The 25,735-nt window shown below is 66.4% G+C and carries 31 protein-coding genes; 11 read left to right on the top strand and 20 right to left on the bottom strand.

Going from position 1 to position 25,735, the window contains the following annotated elements; all coding sequences use genetic code 11:
• The first annotated feature begins 28 nt into the window (after window positions 1–28).
• Entirely contained in the window at window positions 29–835 is an 807-nt protein-coding gene (locus tag EA472_RS16220) for an HNH endonuclease (RefSeq protein ID WP_124192561.1), read from the top strand.
• 210 nt (window positions 836–1,045) lie between these two features.
• On the opposite strand, the gene EA472_RS16215 is transcribed toward EA472_RS16220, so the two are convergent.
• The 6 genes from EA472_RS16215 to EA472_RS16190 form a co-directional block, all read right to left on the bottom strand.
• Entirely contained in the window at window positions 1,046–1,534 is a 489-nt protein-coding gene (locus EA472_RS16215) for a hypothetical protein (protein WP_124192560.1), read from the bottom strand.
• 354 nt (window positions 1,535–1,888) lie between these two features.
• Window positions 1,889–2,617 carry a nucleoside phosphorylase gene (locus tag EA472_RS16210; protein ID WP_124192559.1) on the bottom strand — a complete coding sequence of 243 codons (729 nt, stop codon included), beginning with the start codon at window positions 2,615–2,617 and terminating at the stop codon, window positions 1,889–1,891.
• 132 nt (window positions 2,618–2,749) lie between these two features.
• Window positions 2,750–3,052 (bottom strand): HalOD1 output domain-containing protein, encoded by a 303-nt coding sequence (locus EA472_RS16205; protein WP_124192558.1) that lies wholly within the window; start codon window positions 3,050–3,052, stop codon window positions 2,750–2,752.
• 151 nt (window positions 3,053–3,203) lie between these two features.
• Window positions 3,204–4,085 (bottom strand): carbohydrate kinase family protein, encoded by an 882-nt coding sequence (locus EA472_RS16200; protein ID WP_124192557.1) that lies wholly within the window; start codon window positions 4,083–4,085, stop codon window positions 3,204–3,206.
• A gap of 36 nt (window positions 4,086–4,121) precedes the next feature.
• Window positions 4,122–4,943 (bottom strand): DUF63 family protein, encoded by an 822-nt coding sequence (locus EA472_RS16195; protein WP_124192556.1) that lies wholly within the window; start codon window positions 4,941–4,943, stop codon window positions 4,122–4,124.
• Window positions 4,944–5,054: 111 nt separating this feature from the next.
• Entirely contained in the window at window positions 5,055–6,032 is a 978-nt protein-coding gene (locus EA472_RS16190; protein WP_124192555.1) for a ribose 1,5-bisphosphate isomerase, read from the bottom strand.
• Between the two features lie 71 nt (window positions 6,033–6,103).
• Here EA472_RS16190 and deoC point away from each other — a divergent pair, with 71 nt between their 5' ends.
• The gene (deoC, locus tag EA472_RS16185) at window positions 6,104–6,748 is read left to right on the top strand and encodes a deoxyribose-phosphate aldolase (RefSeq protein WP_124192554.1); all 645 of its coding nucleotides are present in this window, start codon (window positions 6,104–6,106) and stop codon (window positions 6,746–6,748) included.
• A 33-nt stretch (window positions 6,749–6,781) separates the two neighbouring features.
• Here the strand turns inward: deoC and EA472_RS16180 are convergent, their stop codons facing one another.
• From EA472_RS16180 to EA472_RS16170, 3 genes are all read right to left on the bottom strand, one after another.
• Entirely contained in the window at window positions 6,782–7,969 is a 1,188-nt protein-coding gene (locus tag EA472_RS16180; protein WP_124192553.1) for an NAD-binding protein, read from the bottom strand.
• A 72-nt stretch (window positions 7,970–8,041) separates the two neighbouring features.
• A complete protein-coding gene (locus EA472_RS16175) occupies window positions 8,042–8,473 on the bottom strand; it encodes a type II toxin-antitoxin system VapC family toxin (protein WP_124192552.1) in 432 nt (143 codons plus the stop codon).
• The gene (locus EA472_RS16170; RefSeq protein WP_124192551.1) at window positions 8,470–8,745 is read right to left on the bottom strand and encodes a hypothetical protein; all 276 of its coding nucleotides are present in this window, start codon (window positions 8,743–8,745) and stop codon (window positions 8,470–8,472) included. The genes EA472_RS16175 and EA472_RS16170 overlap by 4 nt, the downstream gene beginning before the upstream one ends.
• 117 nt (window positions 8,746–8,862) lie before the next feature.
• Between EA472_RS16170 and EA472_RS16165 the strand changes: the two genes are divergently transcribed.
• Window positions 8,863–9,174 (top strand): ubiquitin-like small modifier protein 1, encoded by a 312-nt coding sequence (locus EA472_RS16165; protein ID WP_124192550.1) that lies wholly within the window; start codon window positions 8,863–8,865, stop codon window positions 9,172–9,174.
• Window positions 9,175–9,189: 15 nt separating this feature from the next.
• Here the strand turns inward: EA472_RS16165 and EA472_RS16160 are convergent, their stop codons facing one another.
• The 3 genes from EA472_RS16160 to EA472_RS16150 all read right to left on the bottom strand — a co-directional run bounded on the left by EA472_RS16160 (window position 9,190) and on the right by EA472_RS16150 (window position 11,759).
• Window positions 9,190–10,230 (bottom strand): GNAT family N-acetyltransferase, encoded by a 1,041-nt coding sequence (locus tag EA472_RS16160; protein ID WP_124192549.1) that lies wholly within the window; start codon window positions 10,228–10,230, stop codon window positions 9,190–9,192.
• Between the two features lies 1 nt (window position 10,231).
• Entirely contained in the window at window positions 10,232–11,494 is a 1,263-nt protein-coding gene (gatD, locus tag EA472_RS16155) for a Glu-tRNA(Gln) amidotransferase subunit GatD (protein ID WP_124192548.1), read from the bottom strand.
• 67 nt (window positions 11,495–11,561) lie between these two features.
• A complete protein-coding gene (locus EA472_RS16150; protein ID WP_124192547.1) occupies window positions 11,562–11,759 on the bottom strand; it encodes a hypothetical protein in 198 nt (65 codons plus the stop codon).
• A 130-nt stretch (window positions 11,760–11,889) separates the two neighbouring features.
• Between EA472_RS16150 and EA472_RS16145 the strand changes: the two genes are divergently transcribed.
• Complete coding sequence (locus EA472_RS16145) at window positions 11,890–12,483, top strand: DUF456 domain-containing protein (protein ID WP_124192546.1); 594 nt, start codon at window positions 11,890–11,892, stop codon at window positions 12,481–12,483.
• Between the two features lie 49 nt (window positions 12,484–12,532).
• On the opposite strand, the gene EA472_RS16140 is transcribed toward EA472_RS16145, so the two are convergent.
• Together EA472_RS16140 and EA472_RS16135 are read right to left on the bottom strand one after the other, a co-directional pair.
• Complete coding sequence (locus EA472_RS16140; RefSeq protein WP_124192545.1) at window positions 12,533–13,192, bottom strand: ArsR/SmtB family transcription factor; 660 nt, start codon at window positions 13,190–13,192, stop codon at window positions 12,533–12,535.
• Between the two features lie 81 nt (window positions 13,193–13,273).
• Entirely contained in the window at window positions 13,274–14,113 is an 840-nt protein-coding gene (locus tag EA472_RS16135; protein WP_124192544.1) for a hypothetical protein, read from the bottom strand.
• Between the two features lie 374 nt (window positions 14,114–14,487).
• On the opposite strand from EA472_RS16135, the gene EA472_RS16130 reads away from it, so the two are divergent.
• The 4 genes from EA472_RS16130 to EA472_RS16115 all read left to right on the top strand — a co-directional run bounded on the left by EA472_RS16130 (window position 14,488) and on the right by EA472_RS16115 (window position 18,213).
• On the top strand, window positions 14,488–14,901 hold the full coding sequence (locus EA472_RS16130; RefSeq protein ID WP_124192543.1) for a DUF5802 family protein: 414 nt from the start codon (window positions 14,488–14,490) through the stop codon (window positions 14,899–14,901).
• Between the two features lie 29 nt (window positions 14,902–14,930).
• Complete coding sequence (locus tag EA472_RS16125; RefSeq protein WP_124192542.1) at window positions 14,931–15,872, top strand: Vms1/Ankzf1 family peptidyl-tRNA hydrolase; 942 nt, start codon at window positions 14,931–14,933, stop codon at window positions 15,870–15,872.
• 272 nt (window positions 15,873–16,144) lie between these two features.
• Window positions 16,145–17,176 carry a DUF1611 domain-containing protein gene (locus EA472_RS16120; protein WP_124192541.1) on the top strand — a complete coding sequence of 344 codons (1,032 nt, stop codon included), beginning with the start codon at window positions 16,145–16,147 and terminating at the stop codon, window positions 17,174–17,176.
• Window positions 17,173–18,213, top strand: coding sequence for a dipeptide epimerase (locus EA472_RS16115; RefSeq protein WP_124192540.1), 1,041 nt, complete (start codon window positions 17,173–17,175; stop codon window positions 18,211–18,213). Before EA472_RS16120 ends, EA472_RS16115 begins: the two co-directional genes overlap by 4 nt.
• An 8-nt stretch (window positions 18,214–18,221) precedes the next feature.
• On the opposite strand, the gene cofC is transcribed toward EA472_RS16115, so the two are convergent.
• The 3 genes from cofC to EA472_RS16100 all read right to left on the bottom strand — a co-directional run bounded on the left by cofC (window position 18,222) and on the right by EA472_RS16100 (window position 21,591).
• Window positions 18,222–18,887 carry a 2-phospho-L-lactate guanylyltransferase gene (cofC, locus tag EA472_RS16110; protein ID WP_124192539.1) on the bottom strand — a complete coding sequence of 222 codons (666 nt, stop codon included), beginning with the start codon at window positions 18,885–18,887 and terminating at the stop codon, window positions 18,222–18,224.
• 186 nt (window positions 18,888–19,073) lie between these two features.
• Window positions 19,074–20,252 (bottom strand): tubulin/FtsZ family protein, encoded by a 1,179-nt coding sequence (locus tag EA472_RS16105; RefSeq protein WP_124192538.1) that lies wholly within the window; start codon window positions 20,250–20,252, stop codon window positions 19,074–19,076.
• A 448-nt stretch (window positions 20,253–20,700) separates the two neighbouring features.
• Window positions 20,701–21,591, bottom strand: a complete 891-nt coding sequence (locus EA472_RS16100; protein WP_124192537.1) for a complex I NDUFA9 subunit family protein — start codon at window positions 21,589–21,591, stop codon at window positions 20,701–20,703.
• 138 nt (window positions 21,592–21,729) lie between these two features.
• Here EA472_RS16100 and tmk point away from each other — a divergent pair, with 138 nt between their 5' ends.
• Window positions 21,730–22,353 (top strand): dTMP kinase, encoded by a 624-nt coding sequence (gene tmk, locus EA472_RS16095; protein WP_124192536.1) that lies wholly within the window; start codon window positions 21,730–21,732, stop codon window positions 22,351–22,353.
• A 145-nt stretch (window positions 22,354–22,498) separates the two neighbouring features.
• Window positions 22,499–23,548, top strand: coding sequence for a thiamine pyrophosphate-dependent enzyme (locus tag EA472_RS16090; RefSeq protein WP_124192535.1), 1,050 nt, complete (start codon window positions 22,499–22,501; stop codon window positions 23,546–23,548).
• A gap of 140 nt (window positions 23,549–23,688) precedes the next feature.
• On the opposite strand, the gene EA472_RS16085 is transcribed toward EA472_RS16090, so the two are convergent.
• Together EA472_RS16085 and EA472_RS16080 are read right to left on the bottom strand one after the other, a co-directional pair.
• Window positions 23,689–23,919, bottom strand: coding sequence for an Lrp/AsnC family transcriptional regulator (locus tag EA472_RS16085; RefSeq protein ID WP_124192534.1), 231 nt, complete (start codon window positions 23,917–23,919; stop codon window positions 23,689–23,691).
• Window positions 23,919–24,623 (bottom strand): potassium channel family protein, encoded by a 705-nt coding sequence (locus EA472_RS16080; RefSeq protein WP_124192533.1) that lies wholly within the window; start codon window positions 24,621–24,623, stop codon window positions 23,919–23,921. The genes EA472_RS16085 and EA472_RS16080 overlap by 1 nt, the downstream gene beginning before the upstream one ends.
• Before the next feature lie 110 nt (window positions 24,624–24,733).
• Here EA472_RS16080 and EA472_RS16075 point away from each other — a divergent pair, with 110 nt between their 5' ends.
• Window positions 24,734–24,964 carry an Lrp/AsnC family transcriptional regulator gene (locus tag EA472_RS16075; protein ID WP_124192532.1) on the top strand — a complete coding sequence of 77 codons (231 nt, stop codon included), beginning with the start codon at window positions 24,734–24,736 and terminating at the stop codon, window positions 24,962–24,964.
• Between the two features lie 135 nt (window positions 24,965–25,099).
• Here the strand turns inward: EA472_RS16075 and EA472_RS16070 are convergent, their stop codons facing one another.
• Window positions 25,100–25,627, bottom strand: a complete 528-nt coding sequence (locus EA472_RS16070; RefSeq protein WP_124192531.1) for a DUF5813 family protein — start codon at window positions 25,625–25,627, stop codon at window positions 25,100–25,102.
• Window positions 25,628–25,735: the final 108 nt, after the last annotated feature.

Raw genomic sequence — 25,735 nt, 5'->3', positions numbered from 1 at the left:
TTTGTCGGTTCACCGTCTCCGCTCGCCCGTGACCGAACGCGAGTGGCGCGGCGAACGCGAGGTCGTCCTCGAGCGGGACGAACGCACCTGCCGTCGCTGTGGGACGGCGGCGACGGAAGACCCGAACGGACTGCGGCTGTACCCCGTCGGCGACGTGCCGCGTTCGGGGACGGTTCACGAAAGCGCCCTCGTCGCGGTTTGTACTCCCTGTTTCGCGTCGCTCCGAAGCGAACCCGACGGCTCCGCTCTCCCGGACGATGAGGCGCTGTTCTCGCTCGTCCGCGAGACGACGGAACGCCAGGGGGTGACGGTGTCAGCGGTCGCCGCCTTCGCTTCCCTCGCGACGAAACTGCCCGGCGAACTCGCGGCAGCGACCGCCGACTCCGATCCCGTCTCGATCCCGGATACGGGGTACGTCCGGGCCCGCCGCGAGGTGTTGCTCGCGATCGACTCCGTCGACTCCCGGCTCGATCACCTCTACGCGATCGAGACGGACGCGCTCGATCCCAATCTGGCCGATCCCCTCGCCGAGTTCGCGGGCACGGGAACGAAGCTTCAGTCGGAACTGCGCGGCATCGTCGCTCTCGGCGAGTGCATCGCCGCGGGACTGGGCCGCTGTCACGGCTGCTTCGGGGAACTCGAAGCGGACGTCGATCGCTGCGGGACGTGCGACCTCGAGCGCCGCGACGTGGCCGACTGGCGGAGCGCGGACGGGTCCGTCGACTTCGAGGGGCTGTTCGACGCGATCAACGAGACCCTACAGGCCGCATCGGGAACGACGGAGGCGCTGACCGACCGGACGACGTCGGTGGCCGAGCAACTTCGGGGCGGTTGACCGACCGACCGGCGCTGGCGAAGAGTCGACGGACTCGAGTCGGCGTCCTCGCGTTTATCGCCAGTCCGTCGACTCGAGCCGACGGGGACGTCTCTGCGAGAGGTGGCGACGGAATCGACGCGAATGCGACGACCGGTCGTCCCCGCCGACGATTCGCACGTCACCGGGAATCGGTTCGTGGCTGGTTCGTGCGAGTTCCGGAGATGGCGGTCAGTCGTCGATGAGGCATTCTACCACGTCACCGTCTTCGGGAGCGATCTCCTCGTCTTCGGTCCGTCTGACGACGAGTTCGTCGACGTAGTACCAGGCGGACTCCTGTGCGTCGGTGATATCCACCGAATCCGACGTGATGTCGAGTGCCACCGGCGCGTCGTCGACGGTCAGATAGTACTCGTCGGCGTCACCCCGTGCCGACTCGAGCGACTCGACGAGCAGATCGTAGTTCTGTCGTCGGTCCCTCCGCCGTCTCACTCGGTCGTCGGCGATCGCTTCGCGTGCGATCCGCTCGGCGAGTTCGGCTTCGTCCGGCAACGCGTCCACGCCGATCGGATCGACGTCGTCCGGAACCCGGTCTCGCGGTGTGGCGACGATCGAGACGTCCGTTCTGGTCGTGGCCGACCACACGGTCTCCGTCTCGATACCGAACCCACCTCGTCGAACGCAGTAACTTCCGGCGACAGGCTGTAGGTAATCGTCCACTTCACCTCGTCGATCGCGTTCAGCAGGCGTTTCGCCTCGTACTGCCGGACGAACGATCTCACCGCACTGGCGTCGATCTCGTCCGGAACGGAGAGGCCGAGGTCCTGCGTTACCGGGCATTCGTCCGGGTAGGTCGGAGTACCGTCCTCGCTGGCCGCCCGGTCGCTCGCATCGCCCTCTCGGTGGTCGCTCGCGTTACCGTTCGCATCGTCGGTAGAATAGCAGCCAGCGAGCTCGGTAGCGATCCCGGTCGCTACGACGCCGAGACACCGCCGTCGATCCATACCCTTCACGATCTGACGTGTGGGAAACTGTTTTTTGATACGTTTCGGCCTAAAATAGGCACTCGGACGGTTACAGCGTCGTCGCCGCCTCGAGCGCGATGTCGATCGCGCGGGCGACGTTGTTTTTCGCCTTCTCCGGGAGTTCGTCGTCTTCGGTGTCGGTTCCTTTCTGGGTGCCTTCGACGAGGTTGCCGTCGACGGTGCAGATCGCGCCGGCTTGCAGTCCGCGCCTGCGAGCGAGGGTGAAGAGCGCGGCCGCCTCCATCTCGACCGAGAGCAGACCCGCCTCCTCCCAGTCCGCGACGTACGCCTCCGTCTCGGCGTAGTAGGCGTCGTCGGAGGCGATCGGACCCACGTGGATGTCTTCACCGTTTGCTTCTGCAGCGTCGACCAGCGCAGAGAGCACCTCGTAGTCGGGGACGGCGGGGTACTCGACGTCCTCGTAGCGCTTCGTCGTGCCCTCGTTTTTCGCCGCGCCGGTCGCGACGATCATATCGCCGATCTCGATGTCCGACTGCAACGCGCCGGTCGTTCCCACGCGGACGACGGTCTCGACGCCGACGTTCGCCAGCTCCTCGAGGGCGATCGCGGCGGAGGGACAGCCGATGCCGGTCGAACAGATCGTCAGTTCGCGACCCTCGTAGCTCGCGTTGACGACCTTGTACTCGCGATTGCTGGCGACCGTCTCGGACTCCTCGCAGTGGTCGGCGATGCGATCGACCCGTCCGGGATCGCCCGGCACGAGCGCGAGGTCCGCTACCGCTCCCTCCTCGATCAGCAGGTGTGGTTGGGTACCCATGTCTTCGCGTTCCGCGGGTGACGAGAAAAAAGATTCGAGTACGGAAACGACGCCGACGAGTCGCTCACGCCGACGGTGCCGACGGGAAGACTTCGACGGTTCGTTCCGGCGGACGGATCTCGCCGCGGACGCTTACGCCGACGGGGCGATCTCGACGCGCGTCGGCTGGACGACGACGGTCACGTCGTCGACGTCGAACTCGATGCGGGTGGCCGTGCGATCGGTTCCGCCGTCTGTCTCGCCAAAGAGCGCGTCGAGCGCTTCGGGATCGACGTAGTCGTACAGCTTCGTGCTCGACGACGTCGGATCTTCGTCGAAGTATCGCGCCAGGGCGATCGCAACGGCGACACTTGGCGGTTCGTTCTCTCCTCGTTCGTACTGGACGCGGCGACCGAGTGCGTATCCAGGGGACTCGCGTATCCTTCGTTCCGTCATGTCTCTCCGTCACGTTTCCGTGACTTTCTAGTCGAGTGGCCAACGGCCCGGCCCATATACTTACCGTCAGACAACAGCGGCTGAGAAGCGACGCTCGTCGCGCTCGTTTCGTGTGCCAACGATAAGACGGAACGAGTAATGATACTCCCGTTCAGAATCGCGCGTTGAGAAAGTCCGAAACCTCGTCGGCCGTCGGCGCGCTGCGGGCGCCGTTTCCGCTGGCGGTGAGGGCCCCGCATGCGTTGGCGTACTCGAGCGCCCGCTCGAGGTCGTCGCCGTTGAGCGTCATCGCGATGAAGCCGGCCGCGAAGGCGTCGCCCGATCCGGCCGTGTCGACGTCCTCGACGTCGAATCCGGGGTGAACGAACGATCCGTTCGGGGCGTGCAGTTCCGCCCCGTCGCGGCCGTGTTTCACGACGACGATTCGGTCGTCGAACGACGATCCCGCGTACTCGTCTTCGAGCAACGCGGCGCACTCCCTGTCGTTGGCGAAAACCACGTCCGCGATCGCGAGGGGCTCGCCGTACTCCCGATCGGCGAGGCGACGTCCCGGGTCGAAACTGACAGTCGCCCCGCTTTCGCGTGCGGTTCGTGCGATCGCGGCGGCCGTTTCGGGACGCTGGCCCGTGAGGTGGACGTGATCGGCGGCCGCGACGTACTCCTCGTCGACGTCGTCTGGACCGACCGCCTCGTTGACGCCGTCGTTACCGAGGATCGCGACCTCGCCGGCCTCGTCGACGAGGAGGTACTTGACGGCCGTGTTCGCGCCGTCGACGACGCGAACGCCCTCGAGCGAGACGCCCGCCGCCTCGAGTTCTCGGCGTGCGAGCAGTCCGTTGTCGTCGTCGCCGACGCTTCCGATCAGGCCGGTTTCGACGCCGAGCCCCGAGAGCCCGGCGGCGACGTTCCCCGCGCTTCCGCCGCCGCCCTGATGCCGTGACTGAATCGTCGCTTCGTCGTCTGCTTCGGGAAGTCTGTCGACTCGCAACGTCACGTCCCAGTTGACGTGACCGGCCGTGAGCACCGTGACCATTCGATTGTCGGGAGCACGGCGGCCGCCGAGAAAAATCTAGGTGACGGCGAACAGGAGGACGTTGTGCACGCCGGGTCCGAGACCGACCGCGGCGATGAGCGCGAGCAAGAACCTGGCCTGAGTGGGCTCTTCCTCGACGTACGCTTTGAACAGGGAGAGGACGACTACCGCCAGGACGATCTTGACCACGACGAACAGCCAGCCAGCGCCGACGTACTCCGCGGTCGGAAGTGCGCCGCCGGCCTCGAGGATTAGCCGCGAGAGGGGCACCTCCTCGCTCGCGCCGAGGACGTCGTATCCCACGGCGGTCGAGATACCGTCGAGCGCGTGTCCGAAGACGACGAGCGCGCCGGTCGCGCCGGTCACCGCGGCGACGTCGGTGAACCAGAGCCCGAGCGCCAGCCAGACGAGCGCGGTGACGACGCCGGTCGCGACGACCGCCACGACGGGCCAGAACGGCTGGAACGCGCCGGAATTCCAGCTCTCGACGAGAAGCGCGAGCACCGACGTAGCGAAGAAAACGACGCCGACGATTCCCAGAAACCGATCCTTCGAGCGCTGCAGTCCGCCGGCCTCGAGAAACGCACCGAGTATCCAGACGAGGCCGCCGACGGTCGCCGTCACCAGGTAGACGCCGGGTGACGCGAACAGCACCGCGGCGGCGTCCGGATAGACCTCGAGCCTGTAAAGGACGTGAGCGGTCGCGCCGATCATCATCCACGGTGCGAACGCGAGTACCGTCCGATCGGTCACGGGCGGCTCGAGGGTCCACAGGAGCGTGGCGGTGCCGAAAAACACCACGAGCAGCGGCACGAGGAGGTACCACGGTGGCAGCACGAATCCCTCCGGTACGACCATACTGCTACGCGGACGTGCAAGCGACTAACAACTTCCGGTTGTCGGGACGGACCCGATCTCGCCGGTCGTGGGGACGGACGCACAGTTCCGGCCGACGGTTCGGATCTCCGGTCACGTCTCCCAGGGATCGCGAGTCGTCTCGCCGAACAGCTCCCGCATGAGCGTCACGATGCTCTCGGGCGGGAACTGGCCGCGTTCGGTAACGATCGCGTCGACGTGCCTCGGCGGCGTGACGTCGAACGCGGGGTTTTCCACCGTCAGTTCGTCGTCCGATTCGTGCGGTGTGATCTCGTTGCGTTCGGACGGAGTGAGCACTTCCGTCTCGTCTCGCGTCTCGATCGCGACCGTGTGTCCGGTGAGCGTGTCGGGATGGAGCTTGATCGTCTGGGCGGCGACCATCACCGGAACGCCGCGCTCGCGGGCGTTGACCGCGAGGCCGCTGGTACCGATCTTGTTGATCACGCTGCCGTCAGCGGCGATGCTGTCCGCGCCGACGAGGACGTGATCGGCGTCGTTCAGGTATCGACGCGCCGCATTGTCGACGATCAGCGTCACCGGCACGCCCCACTCGCGGAGCTGGCGGGCCGTGATGTGACCCTGGTTTCGCGGCCGGGTCTCCCTGACGATCGCCTCAATGTGCTTTCCAGCCTCGAGTGCCGCCTCGATGCACGCGAGCGCGTCGGTGGAGTGACAGTGGGTCATCACCACGTCGCCGTCGCGCAGCCGGTTGGCCCCGATTTCGCCGAGCGTCGTCTGCGCTCGCTCGAGGTTTCGCCGAAACGCCTCGGCCCCCGCGATCGTCGACGATCGCAACTCGTCGACGGTGTCGCCGTCCATCTCCCGGAGGACGTACCGGAGGGCGTTCGGCAGGCTGACCGCGGTCGGTCGCGTCTCGTAGACCGTTTTGGCCGCGGCGTGCATCTGGCTCCGAAACGCCGCCGGACTCGAGGCGTCGGATAGCTCGGCCTGGGTCGCGAGCGCCTCGGCCGCGGCGTCCGCGATCGTCGCGGCGCCTCGAATCCGCATCTCCGCGATGTCGTCGGCGGTCGACTGGACGACCGGGGCGACGTCGGACGCGTCACTCACCATGTGAGCGTGATAGACGGGACGACACAAAAGCGATCGGTCGGGTTTTTGCCCGTCCGGCGAGTCGGTCCGCTATGGACCGAACCGAACTCGCCCCGCTGATCGACCACACCGTTCTCGGGCCCGAGACGTCGATCGGTGACGTCGAAGCCGTCCTCGACGACGCCGGTACGTACGGAATGAACGCCTGCATCCCGCCGTACGCCCTCGAGGAGGCGACGGAGTATGCACCCGATGTGACGCTGGCGACGGTCATCGGCTTCCCACACGGTCAGAACAGTCGGAACGTGAAACGGCGCGAGGGCGTCCTCGCCTGGAAAGCCGGCGCGGACGAACTCGACGTCGTGATCAACGTCGGCCGACTGAAAGCGGGCGAGGACGACGTCGTCCGCGCGGAACTCGCGGAGGTCGTCGCCGCAGTCCCGATTCCGGTGAAAGTAATCATCGAGACCGCACTGCTCACGGAGGCGGAGAAACGTCGAGCCTGCGAGGCCGCCACCGCCGCCGACGCCGCGATGGTCAAGACCTCCACCGGCTTCGCGGATGGCGGCGCGACCCTCGAGGACGTCGACCTGATGAGCGAGTACCTGCCTGTCAAAGCAAGCGGCGGGATCGGCAGCTACGAGAACGCGCTGGCCATGCTCGAGGCCGGCGCGGAACGGATCGGTGCCTCGAGCGGCGTCGCGATCCTCGACGGAGCACCCGAGCCCTCGGCGTGATCGCAACGGCCGCGCCGATTCCCCGCCGTCCGATCACTCGTCCGAAAGGATCCGATCGATCACGTCGGAGTCGTCCCCGCCCAGCGCCGACCGCACGAGCAGGTGGCCCCCGAGCAACGCCGGGCTGATGACGACGTCCGCGCCCGCCCGCTCGAGTTTCTTCGTGTTCTCCTGATCGGTGGCGGCGGCGACGATCCGCGTCTCCGGTGCGAGCTGTCGGGCGGTGAGGATCGTGAACGCGTCCTGTGGATCCTGGTTCGTCGCGACCAGGATCGCGGCCGCCCGTTCGATCTTGGCGCGGTGAAGCGGACTCTCGTCGCTCGGGTCGGCCGTCACCACCGGAATATTCTCGTCCGAGAGCGCCTCGGCCGCGTCGCGGTTCGTGGTCACGACGACGAACTCGCGGTCGTTCGCCGCGAGTTCGTCGACGATCGGTTCGGTCAGTTCGCCGTAGCCGAGCACGAGGACGTGCTCGTTCAACAGTTCGAGTTCTGATTCGGTCATCTTTCCGAGCGTTTTCTCGATTCGCATCTGGATCGCCGGGCCGACGAGCACCCCGACCGCGAGGCCGAAACTGGCGACGCCGAGAACGAGCACCGACATCGTAAATAGCTGTCCCTCGATCGAATCGAGGTGCGGCGTGACGTCGCCGTAACCGACCGTACTCGAGGTGATCAGCGTGAAGTAGAAGGCGTCGAGAAGCGTGTCGACGCCGTCGAACTCCTCGCGAAGCGCGTACGCGCCGATCGTTCCGTACGCCTGGACGCCGACGAGCGCCGCGCCGGCGGCGATCTGGGTCGTGTTGAGCGAGAGCGGTTTGGTGAAGTGGTCGCGGATGAACAGCAACACCGGAATCGAGATCAGCGAGAGGACGATCAGCGGAAACGAGTACTGGCTCACCTGCAAGAATCCCTGCGCGGCGGTCAACGGGAGCAGGAGGATCGTCGCCCACCACCCCACGCGCAGTCCGCGCCTGAGCGCGAGGGCGCTCGCGACCATCAAAAACCCGGTCACCGCGCCGGTGAAACGGGCCGTTCGCTGGACGACGTCGGGAATGTACGGGTCGAGCGGATCGTACGCCGGCTCGACGCCGATGTTGAACACCGCCGTCGCGACCGAGAGCAGGGCCACCGCCAGCGCGAGCCCGATCGCGGCTCGCGTCGTGAGTATCCGCTGCCAGTTTTCCGGTAACCGCGCTTTGAGCGACCCGCCATCGACCATACGCCTTCTTTCGCGTCGACTGCAATGAAGTCGGGTGTTTCGGGGCGGATCGCTCGAGCGACCTGGGCCGATTCACATCGTTTCGGGATCGATTCGATCCACGAGACCGTCGAAGTCGTCGTCGAAGCTTACGACGTGGTCGATTCCGTGACGCGCCACCAGAGCGACGGTGGTCGCATCGGTGAAACTTAGCGCCTGATCGTCGTACCGTTCGAACACTTCGACCGCGTCGGCGAAGGCAGCAGCCGTGACGCGAAGCATCTCGTACGTTTGCGGATACGGATCGACGCCGCGTAATCGATCGCCGAGCAGTTTTGCCGGTTCGAACGCCTCACCTCGGGTCAGCGTGAGCGTGACTGCCTCGTCGTAGACGTAGTCGCTGACGTACGGCTGGCCGAACTCGCCGTCGTACACCGCCTCGATCGCGGTGGTCGCCGCGGTGTGACGGGACGCGTCCGTGTCGTGGTCAGCGTACAGAACGCCCGTGTCGACGAGCACCGTCATCCGTATAGTATCTCGTCGATGTCTTCCTCTCCCGTTTCGACCCCGGAACTGAATCGCCCGCGCTGCATCGTCTCCTTTTCCGCATCCGAAAGCGGCACCCGCGATTCGCGAAACGAGTCGATAACGTCGTCGCGCGATTCGTACGCATCGTCGATCAATCGCGTCAGTAGCTCTTGTTGCGTGACGCTCGATCCCGTTTGAATCCGGATTTCCGCCTGCAACTCTTCGAGTCTGGATTTCGCGTTTTCGTCGACTTTTACTGCCGTCGCCATGAACGGTAGTTTCGTCCGAAACTGGGTAAACCTTTCCACCGCCAAGACGATCGTTTCCAGCGCGACGAGACGCCCGAGAGCGGTAGCTACTTGCCTCCGGCGGCGATAGCGCCACCTATGGCTACGGAGTGGAAACTGTTCGCCGATCTCGCGGAACGGGCGGGCGACAGACACGTCACCGTCGACGCCTCGGCGGGCGACACGATCGGTGATGCCCTCGAGCAGCTCGTCGACGGCCGACCGGAACTCGAGGCGCGCGTGCTCGAAGACGGCGAGTTGCGCTCGCAGATCAACGTGCTTCGCAACGGGACGAACGTCCTCGTCGAGGAAGAGGGACTCGAGACGGAACTCGAGGGCGACGACGAACTGGCGCTGTTCCCGCCGGTTAGCGGCGGCTCGTTCGCCAGTCGGGCGGTTGGCTTTCGGTGACGCCCGCAGCGCGGGTCACGCTCCCGAGAGGTCGATACCGAACACGAAGTCGGGTTCCTCGGAGAGCGACGCGCCCGCGTAGGAGGCGTCGCTGACGAACCGAGCAGTTTCGGGGATCAGCACTCTCGTCCCGTCGGCTCCGAGCGCCGCGGCGTCGCGCGCGACGGCGGCGAACAGCGCTCGAGCCGCCTCGACGTCGTCCCACGCGCCGACGCCGTACTCGGCCCACCGTTCGGTTTCGGAGTCCGACGCGCTCTCGCTCTCGATCTCCCCGTCGCTTTCGCTCCCGGTCGCCGTCGCGTTCCCTTCGCCACCGTCTTCGTCCGGCGTCACGGTCCGTTCGTACGTCCTCGAGCGATACGCCGCACCCGCGAGCCCGTCGTTTTCGTCCTCGACGGCGAAGACCGCCGTCTCGTCGGCCAGTCGATCGAAGTCGGACCGCGTCACCTCGCGCATCGCCCACGACTCCTCGGGCGCGAGTCCGAGCCCGCGCAGGTGCGTTCGGGCGTCGCTGTGCGTCCAGTAGCGCCACGCGGCCGTCGGATCGCGCGAGACCGCGTGCGACGGCGGGCCGTCGGCGTCGGGATCCGGCTCGAGGTGGGCGAACCGGAACTCGGTCAGCGGTTCGAATCCGCCGGCCCGAGCGGCACCGAGCGAGACCGCGTTCCACGAGAAGATCATGATCCGACCGACCGTCGCACCGCGCTCGCGGGCCCACTCGAAGCAGGCCTCGTTGAGCCGACCGCTGATCCCGCGACGGCGGTGGCCGGCGGCGACTCGCATTCCCTGGAACCACGCCTCGTCGGCCGACAGCAGCACGGCCTGGACGATCCCGACCGGCGTTCCCTCGAGTTCAGCGAGGAACGTCTTTTTCGCCTCCTCGCCGTTCTCGAGCCACTCGTGGTAGATCTCTGGGATGTAGTCTCCGCCCCGGTCGGTCCAGATGTCGCCGGTGAAGTCGACGACGCCCTCGTAGTCGTCGTGCGTCGCCCGGCGGATCTCGAGGGCGTCGGCTTCGTCGGACGCCGCGGTCGGTCGATCGGCGCGGTCGTTCATCTCACTCCCAGGGAACCGACCGGTCCTGAATTTCGCCGGCGAGCGAGGTCCTCATCGCCGCCTCCACGTCGTCCGCGTTGGCGAGCGCCCACATCAGTTTGACTTTCGCCGTTCCGGGTAGCGTGTCGCCCGCCTCGACGACGCCCGCCTCGAGCAGGTCGCGGCCGGTGTCGTACACGCGGTCGCAGACCCGCCCCTCGAGACACTGGCTGGTCATGACGACCGTCGTTCCGTCCGCGACCAGCTTCTCGATTCGCGGGATCAGATCGGTGTGGACGTGGCCGAGTCCGGTTCCCTCCAGGATCAGACCGGCGGACCCCTCGACGACGTCGAGAAACGCGGGATCCATCCCGGGCGTGAACTTCACCAGTTCGACGTCGCTCTCGAGGTCCGCTTCGATCTCGACGTCGCCCCCGTCGCTCCCGTCGCGCTCGCGGTACTCCCGCCTGAAGTCGACCGCGCCGGTTTCGTAGTCGACCTCGCCGATGGGGGTCGCGCCGACGGTCTCGAACGCGTCGCGTCGGGAAGTGTGATTCTTCCTGACGCGAGTGCCCCGGTGGAGCGCACAGGCGTCGTCGCTCTCGCTCGCGTGCATGCAGACCAGCACCTCGGCGCAGTCGCTCTTTGCGGCCTCGACGGCACAGACGGCGTTCATCACGTTGTCCGACGAGGGCCGGTCGGCCGAACGCTGGCTGCCGGTGAAGACGATCGACACCGGCGGTTCGAGCGCGAACGCGAGCGCCGACGCGGAGTACTGCATCGTGTCCGTTCCGTGCATGACGACGACGCCGTCGGCGCCGGCCTCGATCTCCTCGGCGACCGCCTCGGCGAGCTCGCGCCAGATCGCCGGCTCCATGTTCTCCGAGAGGATGTTCGCGACGACCCGACCCCGGTAGTTCGCCCGTCCCGCGAGGTCCGGCACCGCGCGAAGGACGTCCTCGGCGTCGAACTGTGCGGTTACCGCGCCCGTCCGGTAGTCGACCGTCGAGGCGATGGTCCCGCCGGTCGAGATCAGCGAGATCGTCGGCAGATCGTCGTCGAACGCGATCTCGCTCGCGTTTCCGTCGTCCCCCGCCGCGTCGGTGCCGTCGATTTCGTAAACGCCCTCTTCGAGCACGGCGACGTCGGCTTCCTCGCGATCGACGCCGACGTTGTACCCTCCCTCGAGTTTCACCACGAGGTGCTCGTCGGTGCTGGAGGGGAGCATCACGCCTTCGTACGCACGATCCGCGCGGTCGACGCGGACGCGATCGCCTGGATTCATGGGTGGCCGTTGCGCCCCGTCGGACTTGAAGCCACGCTTTCCGTCCGCGCCCCGCTCGGACCGCGGGCTAGGTCAGGAGACCGACGGCGACGAGTCCGAGTCCCGCGAGCACGAGCACGCCGACGATCAGCGCCGTCAGCAGCCGCACCGACGCCAGCCCCTCCTCCGAGAGGTCCAGACGGGGATAGAGGTGACGGGCTGCGTAGAGAAGTCCCACCCCGGCGGCGATGGCGATGGTTCCGAACGCGATCAGCTCGGTGTTCACCCGCGTACGTACCAGCCTCCCCGTGAAAAGCGTACTCACGCGTGTGCACCCAGAGAACGCCGTTCGAGGCCCGTCCGAAATCGCCGGCGGATGGGAAAGCTCCATGTTGCCGGGCCGACACCCTCTAGGTATGACCGACCGCTCGAACGAACTAACCGAGAGCAGGGACGGCCACTCCCGATCGACGGACGACATCCTCGAGGAGACGGAACGAATGCTCTCGGGGGCCGACGTCGGCGACGCGGGACCCGACGACCGATCGGGTGAGTCGGTCGATCGATCGACCGCGGATCGGCCGCCGGTCGAGGACGAATCCGCAGCCTCGCGCGGATCGCGATTTCGACTCCCGTCGCTGCGGCCGACCCGGTCGCTCGGCGAATACTTCTCGCCGAAAGGGTTTCTCGCGCTGGTTCTGCTCGCGGGCGTCGGGCTGTTCGCCGGTCAGACGGTCCTTCCGATCGGCGGAGTCGGCCGGTTCGTCGGGCTGTTCGCCGTCGCGTTTGCGGTCGGTCTCGTCACGTCGAAACGTCGCTATCTCGAGTTCTCCGCCGCGGGCGTCTCGACGGGAGTGGCGACGACGCTGTTGTTCGAATTTCCGCTCGCGGTGGCCGGATCCGCTCGGGCGCTGGTCGCGATGGGCGCAGTAGCCGGTCTGGTCGCCGCGCTCGCGGGCTACTACTTCGGACGGGACCTGCGCGATGGACTGGTTCGGGACGTGACGTAGACCGCTTCGCTCGACCCAGCAACCGGGGACGAAGGCCGTCGCTACCGACTCACGCGGGCGCCGTCAGCTCCCAACCGCGCTCGGTTCGGCGAACGATTCCCTCGTCCGCCATGCGCTCTAGCAACTCAGCGACGACCTCGCGCGGGGCCTCGACGTCGTTGCTGAGTTCGCCGATCGATTTGGGATCGGAGCGAACGCTCGCCAGCACGTCGGCGTAGATTCGACTCTCGGGGCCCGCACCGACGGTGTCAGAGATCCGATCGAGTACGTCACAGAGCCGACCCTGCACCCACCGCTGAGCCAGCGAGAGTTCGTTTTCGAGCCGTTCGAGGTCCTCGAGCGCTCGCAGGAGGTCGTCCAGGTCGTCGTCTTCGTCCCAGGAGACGTCGAGCGAGAGGTGTCGACAGGTCGTGATGTCGAAACTGCTGTTTGCGGGGTAGGCGCTCTTGCTCGCGAAACCGTACGGCGAGACGTTGACCTCGAGTCGAACGTTCCGGGCGATGTGGAAGTACTTCCGTCGCTGATCGTCGACGCGGCTCTCGATCAGTCCGGCGTCCTCGAGCTTTCGAAGGTGTTCGATGACCGCTTTGGGACTCACGCCGAGGTACTCCGATATCTCGGTCACGTAACAGGGTTTGCGGGCGAGCAATCGAAGAATTCGCCTGCGATTTTCGTTCCCGAGCAAATCCAACAACGCAGCGGAGTCCATCGAGCGAGCGTAGGACTTCGGCGCTGAAAAGCGTGTCTCTCGAGCGGGCGCGACGCCCGCTCATCAATGCGTGAAGCGATGTCAGCGACCGGGTTCGCCGTCCGACTGTCCGGGCCCGTCGTCGGCTTCGCCCGTGGCCGCCGAGCCGCCGTCGTTCGGCTGATCCGTGTCGTCGTTCGAACCCGATCCGTTGCCGGCACTCCTGTTCTGTTCCGCCGGCGCTCGATCGCTCCGGTCGGAGGGTGCAAGATCGTTGCTCTGATTCGGCACCTGCTGTCCGTCGTCCTGACCGGGCGCCGACTGGTCGTTCTCGAGTCCCGGCGTCTGATTCTGACCGGGCGTCGACTCATTCTGTCCGCCGGCGGCGTTCACCCCGGTGCGCTCGAATCCGGCGATTTGCTGTGCCATCGTCGCGACTTCCGGTCCGGTAAGCTCCGACGCGTTGTTCTGGAGCTCGTCGAGGCGGTCCTGATCGACGCCGGCGTCGGCGGCCCGCGGAACGGTCCGCTCGAGCGCTCGATCGAGCGAGGCGATTTCGACGGCGAGCTTCGCCATCCTGGCGTTGTACTCCGGCGGCGTGAGCTCGTCGCGTTTCTCGCGGAGTTCGTTCCGTTCGGTTTCGAGCGCCTCGAGTTTCGCCTCGAGGTCTCCGGTTCGGTCGCCGACGATCTCCGCCCGGTCGTCGTCGTCGGCGTTCTCGTATCGAACCTCAAACAGTCCGGACTCGACGGTGTTCTCGGCGTCGGCGGCGCTCGATTGCATGAACGACGAAACGGTGACGTTCGTCTCCGATTCCTCGTCAGCTTCGGGAGTCGATTCGTTCGAAACCTGTCCGTTCGCCGCGGCGCTTACGGCGATCGGCGCGACCGTCAGTCCGAACGCGACCAGAACGAGGACGACGATCGTCCGAGTGGCACTCATCGTCCGTACGGTCGGGTGACCGCCCTAAAAAGGCGAACGCCCGTTCGCACCCGTTCTGTATCGTTCACGCGCGAGCGACGACCGCCGAACAGTTTCAAAAGCGTTCAAGCGACTCGCTCGAGGTTCTATTCTCGATCAGATCTCGAATATTTTCCCGTCCGATTCACTCGTCGTTCGTCCGAACTCGCGTCGAATCGAGCGCCGTTCGTCGAACCGGAGTCAGATATCTGCCCATTCTCAGTCCACGGCCCGATATCGCTGACCACACGTGGGTAAAACACGTGCCGGAGTAGCGGAACGACTACGCTGATAGCGCTTCCGTTTAAATCTGTTCGCAAATAGTTATACCGTTTCGGAACGTGCGCCTAGTTAGCATGTTCGAGGTGTTCTCCGGAAGCTACTATCTCGGACGTCTCTACGTGACACCGACCGATAGCGACCGCGCGCTGATGCATCGACGGCAACACGAACGAATCAACGAGGAGGTCTACACCACCGGCGACGGCGTCGAACCGCTCGACGCTCCGCTGGTGATGAAACTCGAGAATCGGCACTTCGCGGTTCACGGCGACGAGGGCGTTCCCTCGGATACGTTGGCGGTTCCGGAGTCGGTGCTCGAGGAGACTCGGGTCCGGAATCCGCCGTCGGTTCGCGAGGTGTTGCTCGCCCGCCGCGAGCGCGCCCGGCAACTCCTCGAGCTAACCGGCTGGCAGCCGCCGGGGCTCGAGTCGGTGGTCGACGATTTCGACGGCGGTCCGAGCGACGGCTATCCCGGCGCCGGAACCTAGAAGTACTCTCGCTTCGCGTTTTCGTCCGGATGTTCGACGTCGACGAGTTGCTCGGCCGCGCATCGCTCAAAGAGCGCATCGACGAACTGGAATCCGAAACCGAGCGCCTGCGACGGCGGTACGAGGCCGAATCCGATCGTCGGGCCGAGGCTGCCACGGCCAGACAGGAGGCCGAAGAGCGGGTCAACAGGCTCGAAGACCGAATCGCACAGCTCGAGGGTGAACTCGAGCGGGTCGATGGAGAAGAGACGTCGCTCGAGTACCGTCGGCGCGACCGACTGCCCGCTCCCGAGGCCGCGGCGGTGGTCGACCGGCTGTCGTCGTTCAGAACCGCACCGGAGGGTGCGCTGACGGCGGTGATCGGTGGGAGCGACGGCGACGTTCGCGAGGTCGACGCCGAACTGGAGGCGGTGCTGGGCGAGCGAACCGCCCTGCTCGAGGACGCGACGCCGTGTGTCTGTTGCGTCGACGACGCCGGGCTCGTGTCGGTCGCGTTGACCCCGCCCGTCCTCCCCGACCGGGAGTCGGCCTGGGCCGACCGATTTTCCCTCGAGCGCGAGTGGTTCGTTCCGTCCGGCGGATTCGCGCTGGCGCTGGTCCGGGCCGACCTGTTCGCACTCGGCGTCTACGACGGCGACGAGCGACGCGAGTACCGCGGGTTCGAAAGCGACGTCAAGGGGAGCCACTCGAAGGGAGGCTACTCGCAGGCCCGGTTCGAACGAATCCGTGACGACCAGATCGACGACCACCTCGAGCGGTGTCGAGACGCTATCGCCGAGCACGATTTCGGCGATCCCGGCGTCGACGAGCCCCTGTACGTCGTCGGCCAGCGCGGCGTCCTCGAGTCGCTCGTCGAAGAAGCGTCCCTCGAACCCGCAGCTACGGCCGCCGTCGACGCGACCGGCGATCCGAAGTCGGCGCTCGAGGACGCGTTCGAGTCGTTCTGGACGACCGAACTCCGCGTGCTGTGAGACGGGTTGCCGTACCGCTGGGCAGTCGCGGTCCCGGCAGGCAGTCGCCGTTCCGCCGAACAGTCGCGGGCCCGCCGAAACTGGCGGACGATCGCGGTTCCGACGGAACTGACGGACGACAGTCCGTCTGACTCGCTGGGGGTCGATGCGGATTTCACGCGTCACGGCCGCGGTTCCCGCGCTGTGGGGACGCTCTCTCAATTCGTATTCCCACCGCGAACGTCGCCGCTGGGCGTATCACGATTTAAGTCCTCACCGCGAATATCGCCGCTATGCGTATCGCGATTCTGGCGCACGAGCAGTTTCCCGATGGGGCGAAGACGGCCCTCGGAGTGCTCCGGTACGCCGACGACGAGGTCGTCGCGGTGCTCGACCGGGATCGCTCCGGTCACCGGGTGACCGACTTCGTATCGGACGTCCAGGACGCCCCGATCGTGGCGGGAATGGGCGACCTCGAGGACGACGTCGACGCCCTGTTGATCGGCATCGCCCCGATCGGCGGCGGCTTCGAGGAAAGCTGGCGCGAGGACGTTCGGACGGCCCTCGAGCGGGGCTGCGACGTCGTCTCCGGATTGCACTACTTCCTGAGCGAGGACGAGGAGTTCGTCGAACTGGCCGCCGAGAACGGCTGTGAACTTCGAGACGTCCGCAGACCGCCGGACGACCTGTCGGTGAGCGAGGGCGTTGCGGCCGACGTCGACGCCGAGGTGATCCTGACGGTCGGAACCGACTGCTCGGTCGGCAAGATGACCGCCACGATGAAACTCGCTCGCGACGCCCGCGCGGCCGGCTACGACGCCGAGGTGATCCCGACCGGCCAGACCGGCATCATGATCGAGGGCTGGGGGATCCCGGTCGATCGCGTCGTCTCCGATTTCACCGCTGGCGCCGTCGAGGAGATGATCCTCGAATGCGGCGACGATCACGACTACCTGTTCGTCGAAGGCCAGGGGAGCATCGTTCACCCCGCCTACTCGGGGGTTACCTGCGGCATCCTCCACGGGGCGATGCCCGATCGGCTGGTGCTCTGTCACGACGCCGGCCGGCAGGCGATCGGCGGCTACGAGTCGTTCTCGCTGCCGTCGATCCCGACCTACGTCGACCTCTACGAGCGACTCGCCGAACCCGTCCGCGACGCGCCCGTCGTCGCGGGCGCGCTCAACACCGCCGGACTGGCGGAGCCGGCCGCCCGTGAGGCCGTCGACGAGTTCGCCGCGTCGCTGGACGCGCCGGCCACCGACGTGATCCGCTTCGGGACCGACGAGGTTCTCGAGACGCTCCTGTCGTCGAACCCGAACCGATGAGTCTCGAAACGTCGTTTCAGCGCCGTTCGCTCCCGCTCGAGCATCCGTTTACGATCGCCCGCGGAACGGTGACCGAGACCGACGTCGTGACCGTCCGCGTCGAGGACGATGACGGCCGCGTCGGAATCGGTGCCGCTGGGCCGGCGTCGCACTACGGTGAGACCGCCGACACGGTCGAGGCCGTCCTGCCGGATCTGCTCGAGGTCGTCGAGGACGTCGGTGATCCGGCGCGCCTGTCGCGGATCGAACGCCAAATGCGCGAGACCGTCCGGTACAACCCGGCTGCGCGGGCCGCCGTCAGCATCGCCGTCCACGATCTCGAGACGAAACGACTCGGCGTTCCGCTCTATCGCTACTGGGGGCTCGATCCCGCCGAGTCGCTCGAGACGTCGTACACGATCGGCATCGACGACGCGGAGACGATGTGCGAGAAGGCCGAGACCGCAATTGACAGGGGATACGGAACGCTGAAGGTCAAACTCGGAACCGACCGGGACGAGGAGATCGTTCGGACGATCCGGTCGGTCGCCCCCGACGCCAGCCTGTACGTCGACGCCAACGAGGCGTGGACGCCGCGCGAGGCGGTCGAGACGATCGATCGACTCGCGGCGTTCGACCTCGCGTTCGTCGAACAGCCCGTCCCGGCCGACGATCCCGAGGGACTGCGGTTCGTCTACGAGCGTTCTCCGGTTCCGATCGCCGCCGACGAGTCCTGTCTCACGCTCTCGGACGTACCCGCGGTCGCGGACCGCTGTGACGTCGCGAACCTGAAACTGATGAAATGCGGCGGGCTCCGGGAGGTCCGGCGGATGATTCACGCCGCCCGCGCGCACGGCCTCGAGGTCATGCTCGGCTGTATGACCGAGTCGAACGCCTCGATCGCCGCCGCCTGTCACCTCGCGCCGCTGCTCGATTACGCCGACCTGGACGGCTCGCTGTTGCTGGCCGACGATCCGTACGACGGGGTTCCGATGCCGGACGGACGGATCGATCTCGAGTCGCTCGATCGTCCGGGAACGGGCGCGACGGCCGACTGACCGTCGCCCTACTCCCGTCCCCCTCGCGTCGACTCCTCGAGTCGCGTGACGTCGACGCGGCCGCCGGTGCGCTCGAGTTCGAACCCCAGCGACCGCAGACAGTCGACCGACCGTCCCGTACCGTGTACCAGCACCTCGACGAGATCGGCCGGCTCGTCGACGTCGGTGCCCAGCCGGAAGGAGTCGACCGTCTCGAGGGAGGCACCGACGTCGTCGGCGATCCGGCGGTGGTCGAGGTAAGACGCGCCGTGGAAGTCGACGCGGAACGAGTCGTCTCGAACGACGAGCGCGTTCGTGCCGCCGCCGCGACCCGGCGCGAGGACGACGTCGCCGTCCGCGGAAAACAACGCCTCGAGCGCACCGGGCGTCGCCAGCGCGAGGTCGGCCATCACGACGGCGACGGGGCCGCCCTCGCGCTCGAGGACGGCGTCGATCGCCTCGGTTAGCGGCCGGTCGTCGACTCTGATCGTTGTATTCGGCGACGCCGCCTCGAGTTCGCCCTCGAACGAGATCGGCGACGTCGAGAGGACGGTCGGTTCGCGTCCCGTCGCGACGACCGCCGCCAGCACGTCCGCGAGCATCGCTCGCGCGAACCGCGCTCGCTCGTGGGCTGCGAGCACGGGGCCGAGGCGGGTTTTCGGCGATACGGCGTCGAACGGGACGACGGTCTGCATCCGACGGGGGTTGCCCGCACGCGTCCAAAAGGCCGTCGGAGTTGAAGCCCCGGAGCTCGACTCGTACGGATCGGCGTTCGAACGAAACGCATTCGATGCCGCGCTGTCGATCCAGGCGCTACTGACATTCGATCGTCGAACGAAAATCGTCGCCCCCGTACGAACTCTTTCCAGCGCGAACCGCGATCAGAACAGCGGTTCGAGTTCGTCCTCGTCGTCCTCGACGAGGCTCTCGAGGTTGTCCTGGCTCTCGGCCTGGATGTCATCGATGTTGTCCTGTGCCTCGATCGCGACCTGCTGAAGGCGCTTGATCCGCGGCACGTTCGTCACGCCTGAGAGCAAGACGGCGGCGGCGACCTCCGGTTCGTCGCGCGGGTAGTCGCCGCCCCGGACCTCCATGCTGCCGGTTTCCTCTTCGAGCCACTTGCGGCCGCGCTCGATGCCTTTCCGGTTCAGGTACTCCGAGGGACCTGCGAGGACGAGCAGCGCCCGTTCGGTCCCTTCGATCTCACAGGGGAGGGTCAACCGACCGAGCGCAGCTTTGCGAACGAGACTCGTGATGCGGTTGGTCGTGTTCGCCGCGTCGAGGTCGTCGCCGCTTCGGTCGTCGGTCGTAAACCGAGAGAGGAGTCCGCCGCCCGTGTTCAGCTCCACCCCTTCGCTGGCGAAGCCGACGGTCGAGACGCCGCCGCCGGAGAGAGTGTTGATGATCTCGGAGGAGTCGACGACGCTCTCTGCGACGTCCTGGCTACCGGTCACCTCGCCGGCACCGAAGAGGATGCCGAAGCGACGGACGATCTCCTCGTTGATCTGGTCGTAGCCGCCCTCGACGGATTCACCGGTCTGTCGCCAGGAGTCGTTGTCGAAGACGAGCAGATTGTCGACTTCGCGGACGAACGTCTGGAACGACCGCGCCGCGTTGAGGGTGTAGATGCCGCCCTCGTCCGTTCCGGGTAGGACGCCGAGTCCGTACACGGGGATCGTGTAGATTCGCTTGAGATGTTTCGCGAGAACGGGTGCACCGCCGGATCCGGTGCCGCCACCCATACCGGCGACGATCAGGAACGCGTCGACCTCGTGGGTCGGGATCGAGTCGATCGCGTTCTGTACCTCGTCGATGTCCTCCTCGGCGACTTCCGCGCCGAGTTCGTTGTCCGCGCCAACGCCGTGGCCCTTCACTCGAGCCTGACCGATGAGCACGCGATTTTCCTGCGGGATGCGCTCGAGACCCATGAGGTCAGCTTTCGCGGAGTTAACCGCGATCGCAGCGCGGACGATCCCGCTGTTCGTGCGATCGTCGTAATCGAGAAATCGATCGACGATCTTGCCACCGGCCTGTCCGAATCCGATCATCGCCAGCTTCATTGTTTGTCAGGGGGCTCCGTTGGGTTGGAACAGAGCGATTAAGACTATAAGTCTTTTGATGATGTGAATTTCTAACACAATTCTATATTACCGAAAACCGACTGACGGCGGCGCTCTCCAATCGCTCGTTACGACGCGCGGTAGGTCGACATCTGTCAGCACCACTAATATTTATGTCGGCCGAGTGTCGTCGAGTTGATGGAAGCGGATCCGGCGACTGTCGACGGCTTTTGTCCGAGACGTTCGATCGGTCATCGGAACCGCTGTACACGAGTTCGATCGGCCGGACGAACTGTCCTCCGCCGGTTTCGGCTGGACCGCCCGGCGGTCGCGGTCCCGCCGATCCGTCGGTACTGCGGACCGTCTCAGACGAATTACTCTACCGATGTACCGGTGCACCCGCCGCCGGTGTCGCGGGTGGGCCGGAACTGACGGACAGTAAAGCGTCTCACGCGCCGTCCGACGTGAGGTACGAACCGAGCCGTCGCAGTTCGTCCTCGTCGACGCCGAACGCCGCGACGTCGTTCTCCCGGACGGTGTTGTCGATCTCGAGCGATCGCGCCTGGTCCGGGCCGAAGGGAACGAACGGGAGCGGTCCCGCCGCGGCGAGCCCGAGTTTCGCGAGCGCCATCGGCACCGGAAGCACGGTCACGGGCCTGCCGTCGGCTTCGTGGGCGAGTTCGGTCACGTCCGCGAGCGTGAGCACCTCCGGACCGGCCACTTCGTACACCTCGCCGACGTGGACGTCGTCCTCGAGGGCGTCGGCCAGCATCGAGACGAGGTCGTGCACCCAGATCGGCTGAAATCGCGTCCGTCCGCCCGCCGGCAGCCCGGTCACGTACGGCGTCGTCACCGTCTTGGTGAAGCCGACGAACTCGTCACCCTCGCCGAAGACGACCGACGGCCGGAAGATCGTCCACGCGAGCGACGACTCTCTGACCACCGTCTCGGCCCGCCCCTTCGCGCGCAGAAACGCCGTCTTCGCGTTCGAATCGGCGTCGAGCGCGCTCATCTGGACGAAGCGATCGACGCCGTGCTCTTCGGCGGCACGAACGAGGTTCTCGGTTCCCCGAAGGTGGACGGTCTCGTGGTCTGCCCCGCCGCGGGGCTGATACAGCGGCGACAGCGAGACCAGGTTGACGACGGTGTCGTGGTCCGCCACGGGATCGACGATCGAATCGAAGGCGGCGACGTCGCCTACCGCCAGTCCGACGCCGTCGGGCAGGTCGTCACCGTCCGGATTCCGGGACAGCGCCGTTACCTCGTGGCCGCGTTCGATCAGCTCAGCACACAGGTTCGTGCCGATGAAGCCGGTACCGCCGGCGACGAGGATCTTCATACCCGAAAGATGACTCCGGAGCGATAAATAAATACGCGGTTACCGACGTCTCGCGCCGCGGGATCTGAACGCCCTGGGATCCTCCCTCGAGCGGCGAACGTCGAACGATACATGTATTCGCGTCTTCGAGGTGAGAGCATGCTGATCACGCTCGAGGGGCTGGACGGAAGCGGGAAGACGACGGTGTGGGAGGCGCTTCGCGACGTCTACCCCGAGGCGACGTTCACGCGGGAACCGACGAACTCGTGGTACGGCGACGCCGTCTATCGTTCGATTGACGACGACGAGGCGGACCCGCTCGCGGAGCTCTTTCTGTACACCGCCGATCACGCGGATCACCTCTCCCGAGTCGTCGCGCCGGCGCTCGAGCGTGGCGACCTCGTCGTCTCTGACCGCTACTCGGATTCGCGCTTTGCGTACCAAGGTGCCACGCTCGCCGCCGAGACGGGAGCGAAGGAGGCGGGCACTCGCCGGCCCGCCGACCCGCTCGAGTACGTCGTCGAGATCCACGAGCCGTTCTCGATCTCGCCGGATCTGACGATCTACCTCGATCTCGACCCCGAAACGGCCGCGACTCGCGCCGGTACGACGAACAAGTTCGAACGCGCCGAGTACCTCGCGTCGGTCCGGGAAAATTACGAGCGGTTGATCGAACGCGAGCCGAACCGATTCGTTCGCGTCGACGCGACGCGGGAACCCGACGCGGTCCTCGAGCGCGTGACGGACGTGCTGGCCGACGCGACCTCCGAGGCCCACGACTAGAACGCCGGCAACCGGCCGGAATCGACCGCGGTTAGTACCGACAGCTACCCGCCGCGACCGGATACGGACGGGGACTCGCGACGAACGGCCGGCTACCCGCGACGGCCGGGGCAACCGACTTGCGTCTCCGTACTGATGGTTCGCTATGCACCGCGCCATCGGCGAACGTCCGCTGGCGGAGACTCGCGTCTCGAGCGACCTCGCTCTCGAACTCTACGAGGACATGGTGCGATCGCGGCTGTTCGACGAGCGCGCGGTCTCGCTCCAGCGCCGGGGGTGGATGAGCGGCTACCCCCCGTTTCGCGGCCAGGAGGCGTCACAGGTCGGCGCGGCCCACGCGCTCGCCGGATCGGACTGGCTCGTCCCGACCTACCGGTCGAACGCGATGCAACTCGTCCGTGGGGTTCCCATGGCGGATATCCTGCTGTTTCGTCGGGGCCGTCCCGAGTTCGCCTCGGGACGCGAGTCGAACGTCTTCCCGCAGGCGATCTCGATCGCATCGCAGCTTCCACACGCGGTCGGACTGGGGATGGCCGCCGCTCGCGGGGACGGATCGGACGCCGTCTGCTGTTACTTCGGCGACGGGGCGACCTCGGAGGGCGACTTCCACGAGGCGCTCACCTTCGCGGGCGTCTTCGACGCGCCGGTCGTCTTCTTCTGCGAGAACAACCGCTGGGCGATTTCGACGCCGCGACCGCGACAGACCGCCAGCGAGACGATCGCACAGAAGGCGACGGCCTACGGCTTCGAGGGCGTTCGCGTCGACGGCAACGATCCGATCGCCACCTACGAGGTCGTCTCGGACGCCCTCGAGTCGGCCCGCGCCGGCGATCCGATCCTCGTCGAGAGCCTGACCTACCGGCAGGGACCGCACACGACCAGCGACGACCCGTCCCGCTACCGGACCGACGAGGATCTCCCGGCGTGGCGAACGGCGGACCCGCTCGAGCGCTTCGAGCGCATGCTCCGCGAGCACGACGTTCTCGCGGACGACCTCGCCGAGTCGATCCGCGCCGACGCCGAAGCCGAGATCGAAACCGCGATCGAGACGGCCGACTCGTCACCTGAGCCGGGTCCGACGGCCGTCTTCGATTCGGTTTTCGCCGACCGTCCGCCGCGGATTTCGGCCCAGCGGGAGTGGCTCCAGGAGTTCCTCGAGCGACGCGAGCCGGACGACCTCGAGACGGGTCGTTGATCGCCGGTGGCTCGTGCGACCTCGCACGAACCGCTGTACGTCGTAGCCGGCGCAACCCCGGCATCCCGCAGTTGCGCCGGTAACTCGTGGTTGCGCCGTTAATCCGCAGTTGCGCCGTTAACCCGTTGCAGCGATCCGTCTCAATCCATCGCGATGTACGTCTGCGTTCCTTCGATCCCGTCGATTCCCTGAATCCGAGTCGCGGCGATGTCTTTCACTTCGGCGGGCGTCTCGACCTGTGCTTTCGCGATGATGTCGACGTCACCCGCGACGATGTGTGCCGATTCGACGCCGTCGATCGCCCGAATTTCGTCTCGCAGTCGATCCGCCTCGCCCGTGTTCGCTTTGATCATGACGTATGCTGTGACCATCAGTTGACACCTCCGGTTCTGCCGGCAGTCGCGGTCTCCTGGTTCGCACTCTCTCCGACGAGCAACTGTCTGACCTCGCTCAACACCTCGAAGTCCGCCAGAACCACGAGTCTGTCGCCGACCTCGAGGGATTCGTCCTCGGAGGGGATGGCGAGCTCCCGATCGCGCTTTCCGAACGCGAGCACGGTCGCATCGGCGGGGAGTTCCAGTTCGCTGATCGTGTAGCCGTTGACCGGAGCCTCGTCGGTGACGGTGAGTTCGACGATCTGCAGGCTGGGTGCGACGTCGGCGACCGCGCGGATCGTCCCGCCCAGCAGGGCGTTTTTCGCGCCGATCGCGCCCAGCCGTTCGGGGTAAATGATCTCGTCGACCTCGTTTGCGTACTTGCGATAGATCTCCTCGCGGTAGGCCTCGTCGATGCGCATGACGGTTCGACAGCCGTGGTGTTTGGCGATCATACAGGCGGTGAAGTTGACGTTCAGATCGCCCGTCAGTGCACCCAGGACGTCGGTGTTCGCAATCCCGGCCTCCTCGAGGACGGTCTCCCGGGAGCCGTCGCCCTCCACGACGGAAAACTCCTGCGTGCGGGCGCGTCGGATCTTGCCCTCCTCGCGCTCGATCAGCGTCACCTCGTGGCCCTCATCGCGCAAGACGCGTGCCGTCCGCAGTCCGACCCGTCCCGCGCCGATAATTACGAACCGCATGGGGAGCGATACGCTCGCCGCTGTCAATAAGGTTGTCCCTCTTTACCACACCCCATGCTGACGGTAGGCAAAGGCTTTAGTCGTGATAGGGAGTACCACACCAGCAACTGATGGTTCACGCGTTCATTATGGTGAAAACCGCCGCCGGGAAGTCCGAAGATCTGCTCTCGGAGATCAGAGCGCTCGAGCGAGTTGCCAGCGCGCACATCGTCGCGGGCAACTACGACATCATCGCGGAGGTCCACGCCGACGAGATGTACGACATTCTCGAGGCGGTCTCCTCGAACGTGCAGGGACTCGACGGCGTAACGGACACGAAGACGTACATCGCGATGGACTGATCCGTCGCGGCGGTATCCGATCACAGCGTCTCTCGAGACGGTGAGCCGAACCGGTGCGTCTCTCCTGCGTTCCCGTCGCGCTGGACTCGAGCTCTCGAGGTGCGCTCGCGACCACCACGGCCGAACGAGCGTCGACTACATCGGCATTCCGCCGCGACCCCCGTCCTCGCTCGCGGACTGGCCGCGGCTCTGGGCGTTCTCGAGCAGCGTCGCCGCCGCGCCGCGGTACTCGTAGCCCGGAACGATCCCCTGGGCGAAGGTTCCCTCGACGTACTCGACGAGCGCTTTCGCGTCCTCGACGCCCTCGCGGGCGTTCCAGGCGACGTATCCGAGCGTCACCGTGACGTCGGTCGCGTCCCGTTCGACGATCGGTTCGTCGTGCGTGTCGGTGTGTGCAACGGTGAAGACGTCCGCGAGTCGCCGCTCGAGCGTCTCGAACCAGCCGTCTTCGACGACCGACGCGACCGCCTCGTCCGCGACCGCGGCGTCGAGCGTCGGAAGGACCACGGTGGCCGTGAACCGGCCGTCCCGCTCGCCTTCGGCCTCGCTCGCCGTGACGGTCGCGTCGAAGACGGTCGTCGTGAGTTCGTATCCGTCGGCGGTCGGTTCGAACGCCTCGTGGGCCTCGAGTTCGCGTTCGACGGAAGCCGGAATCTCGCTCATCGGGCGACGGTACGGGCGGTGCGAAAAAGGATGTTGCGTCCCGTCGACCGCCGCCAATCGAGCAGCGAGCATCGCTCGAGTGTGAGGAACGTAACCGTTTCGCGGCGG

The organism is Natrarchaeobius oligotrophus, assembly GCF_003841465.1.
Classification (GTDB): domain Archaea; phylum Halobacteriota; class Halobacteria; order Halobacteriales; family Natrialbaceae; genus Natrarchaeobius; species Natrarchaeobius oligotrophus.
This window is presented reverse-complemented; position numbering and strand designations above follow the sequence as displayed.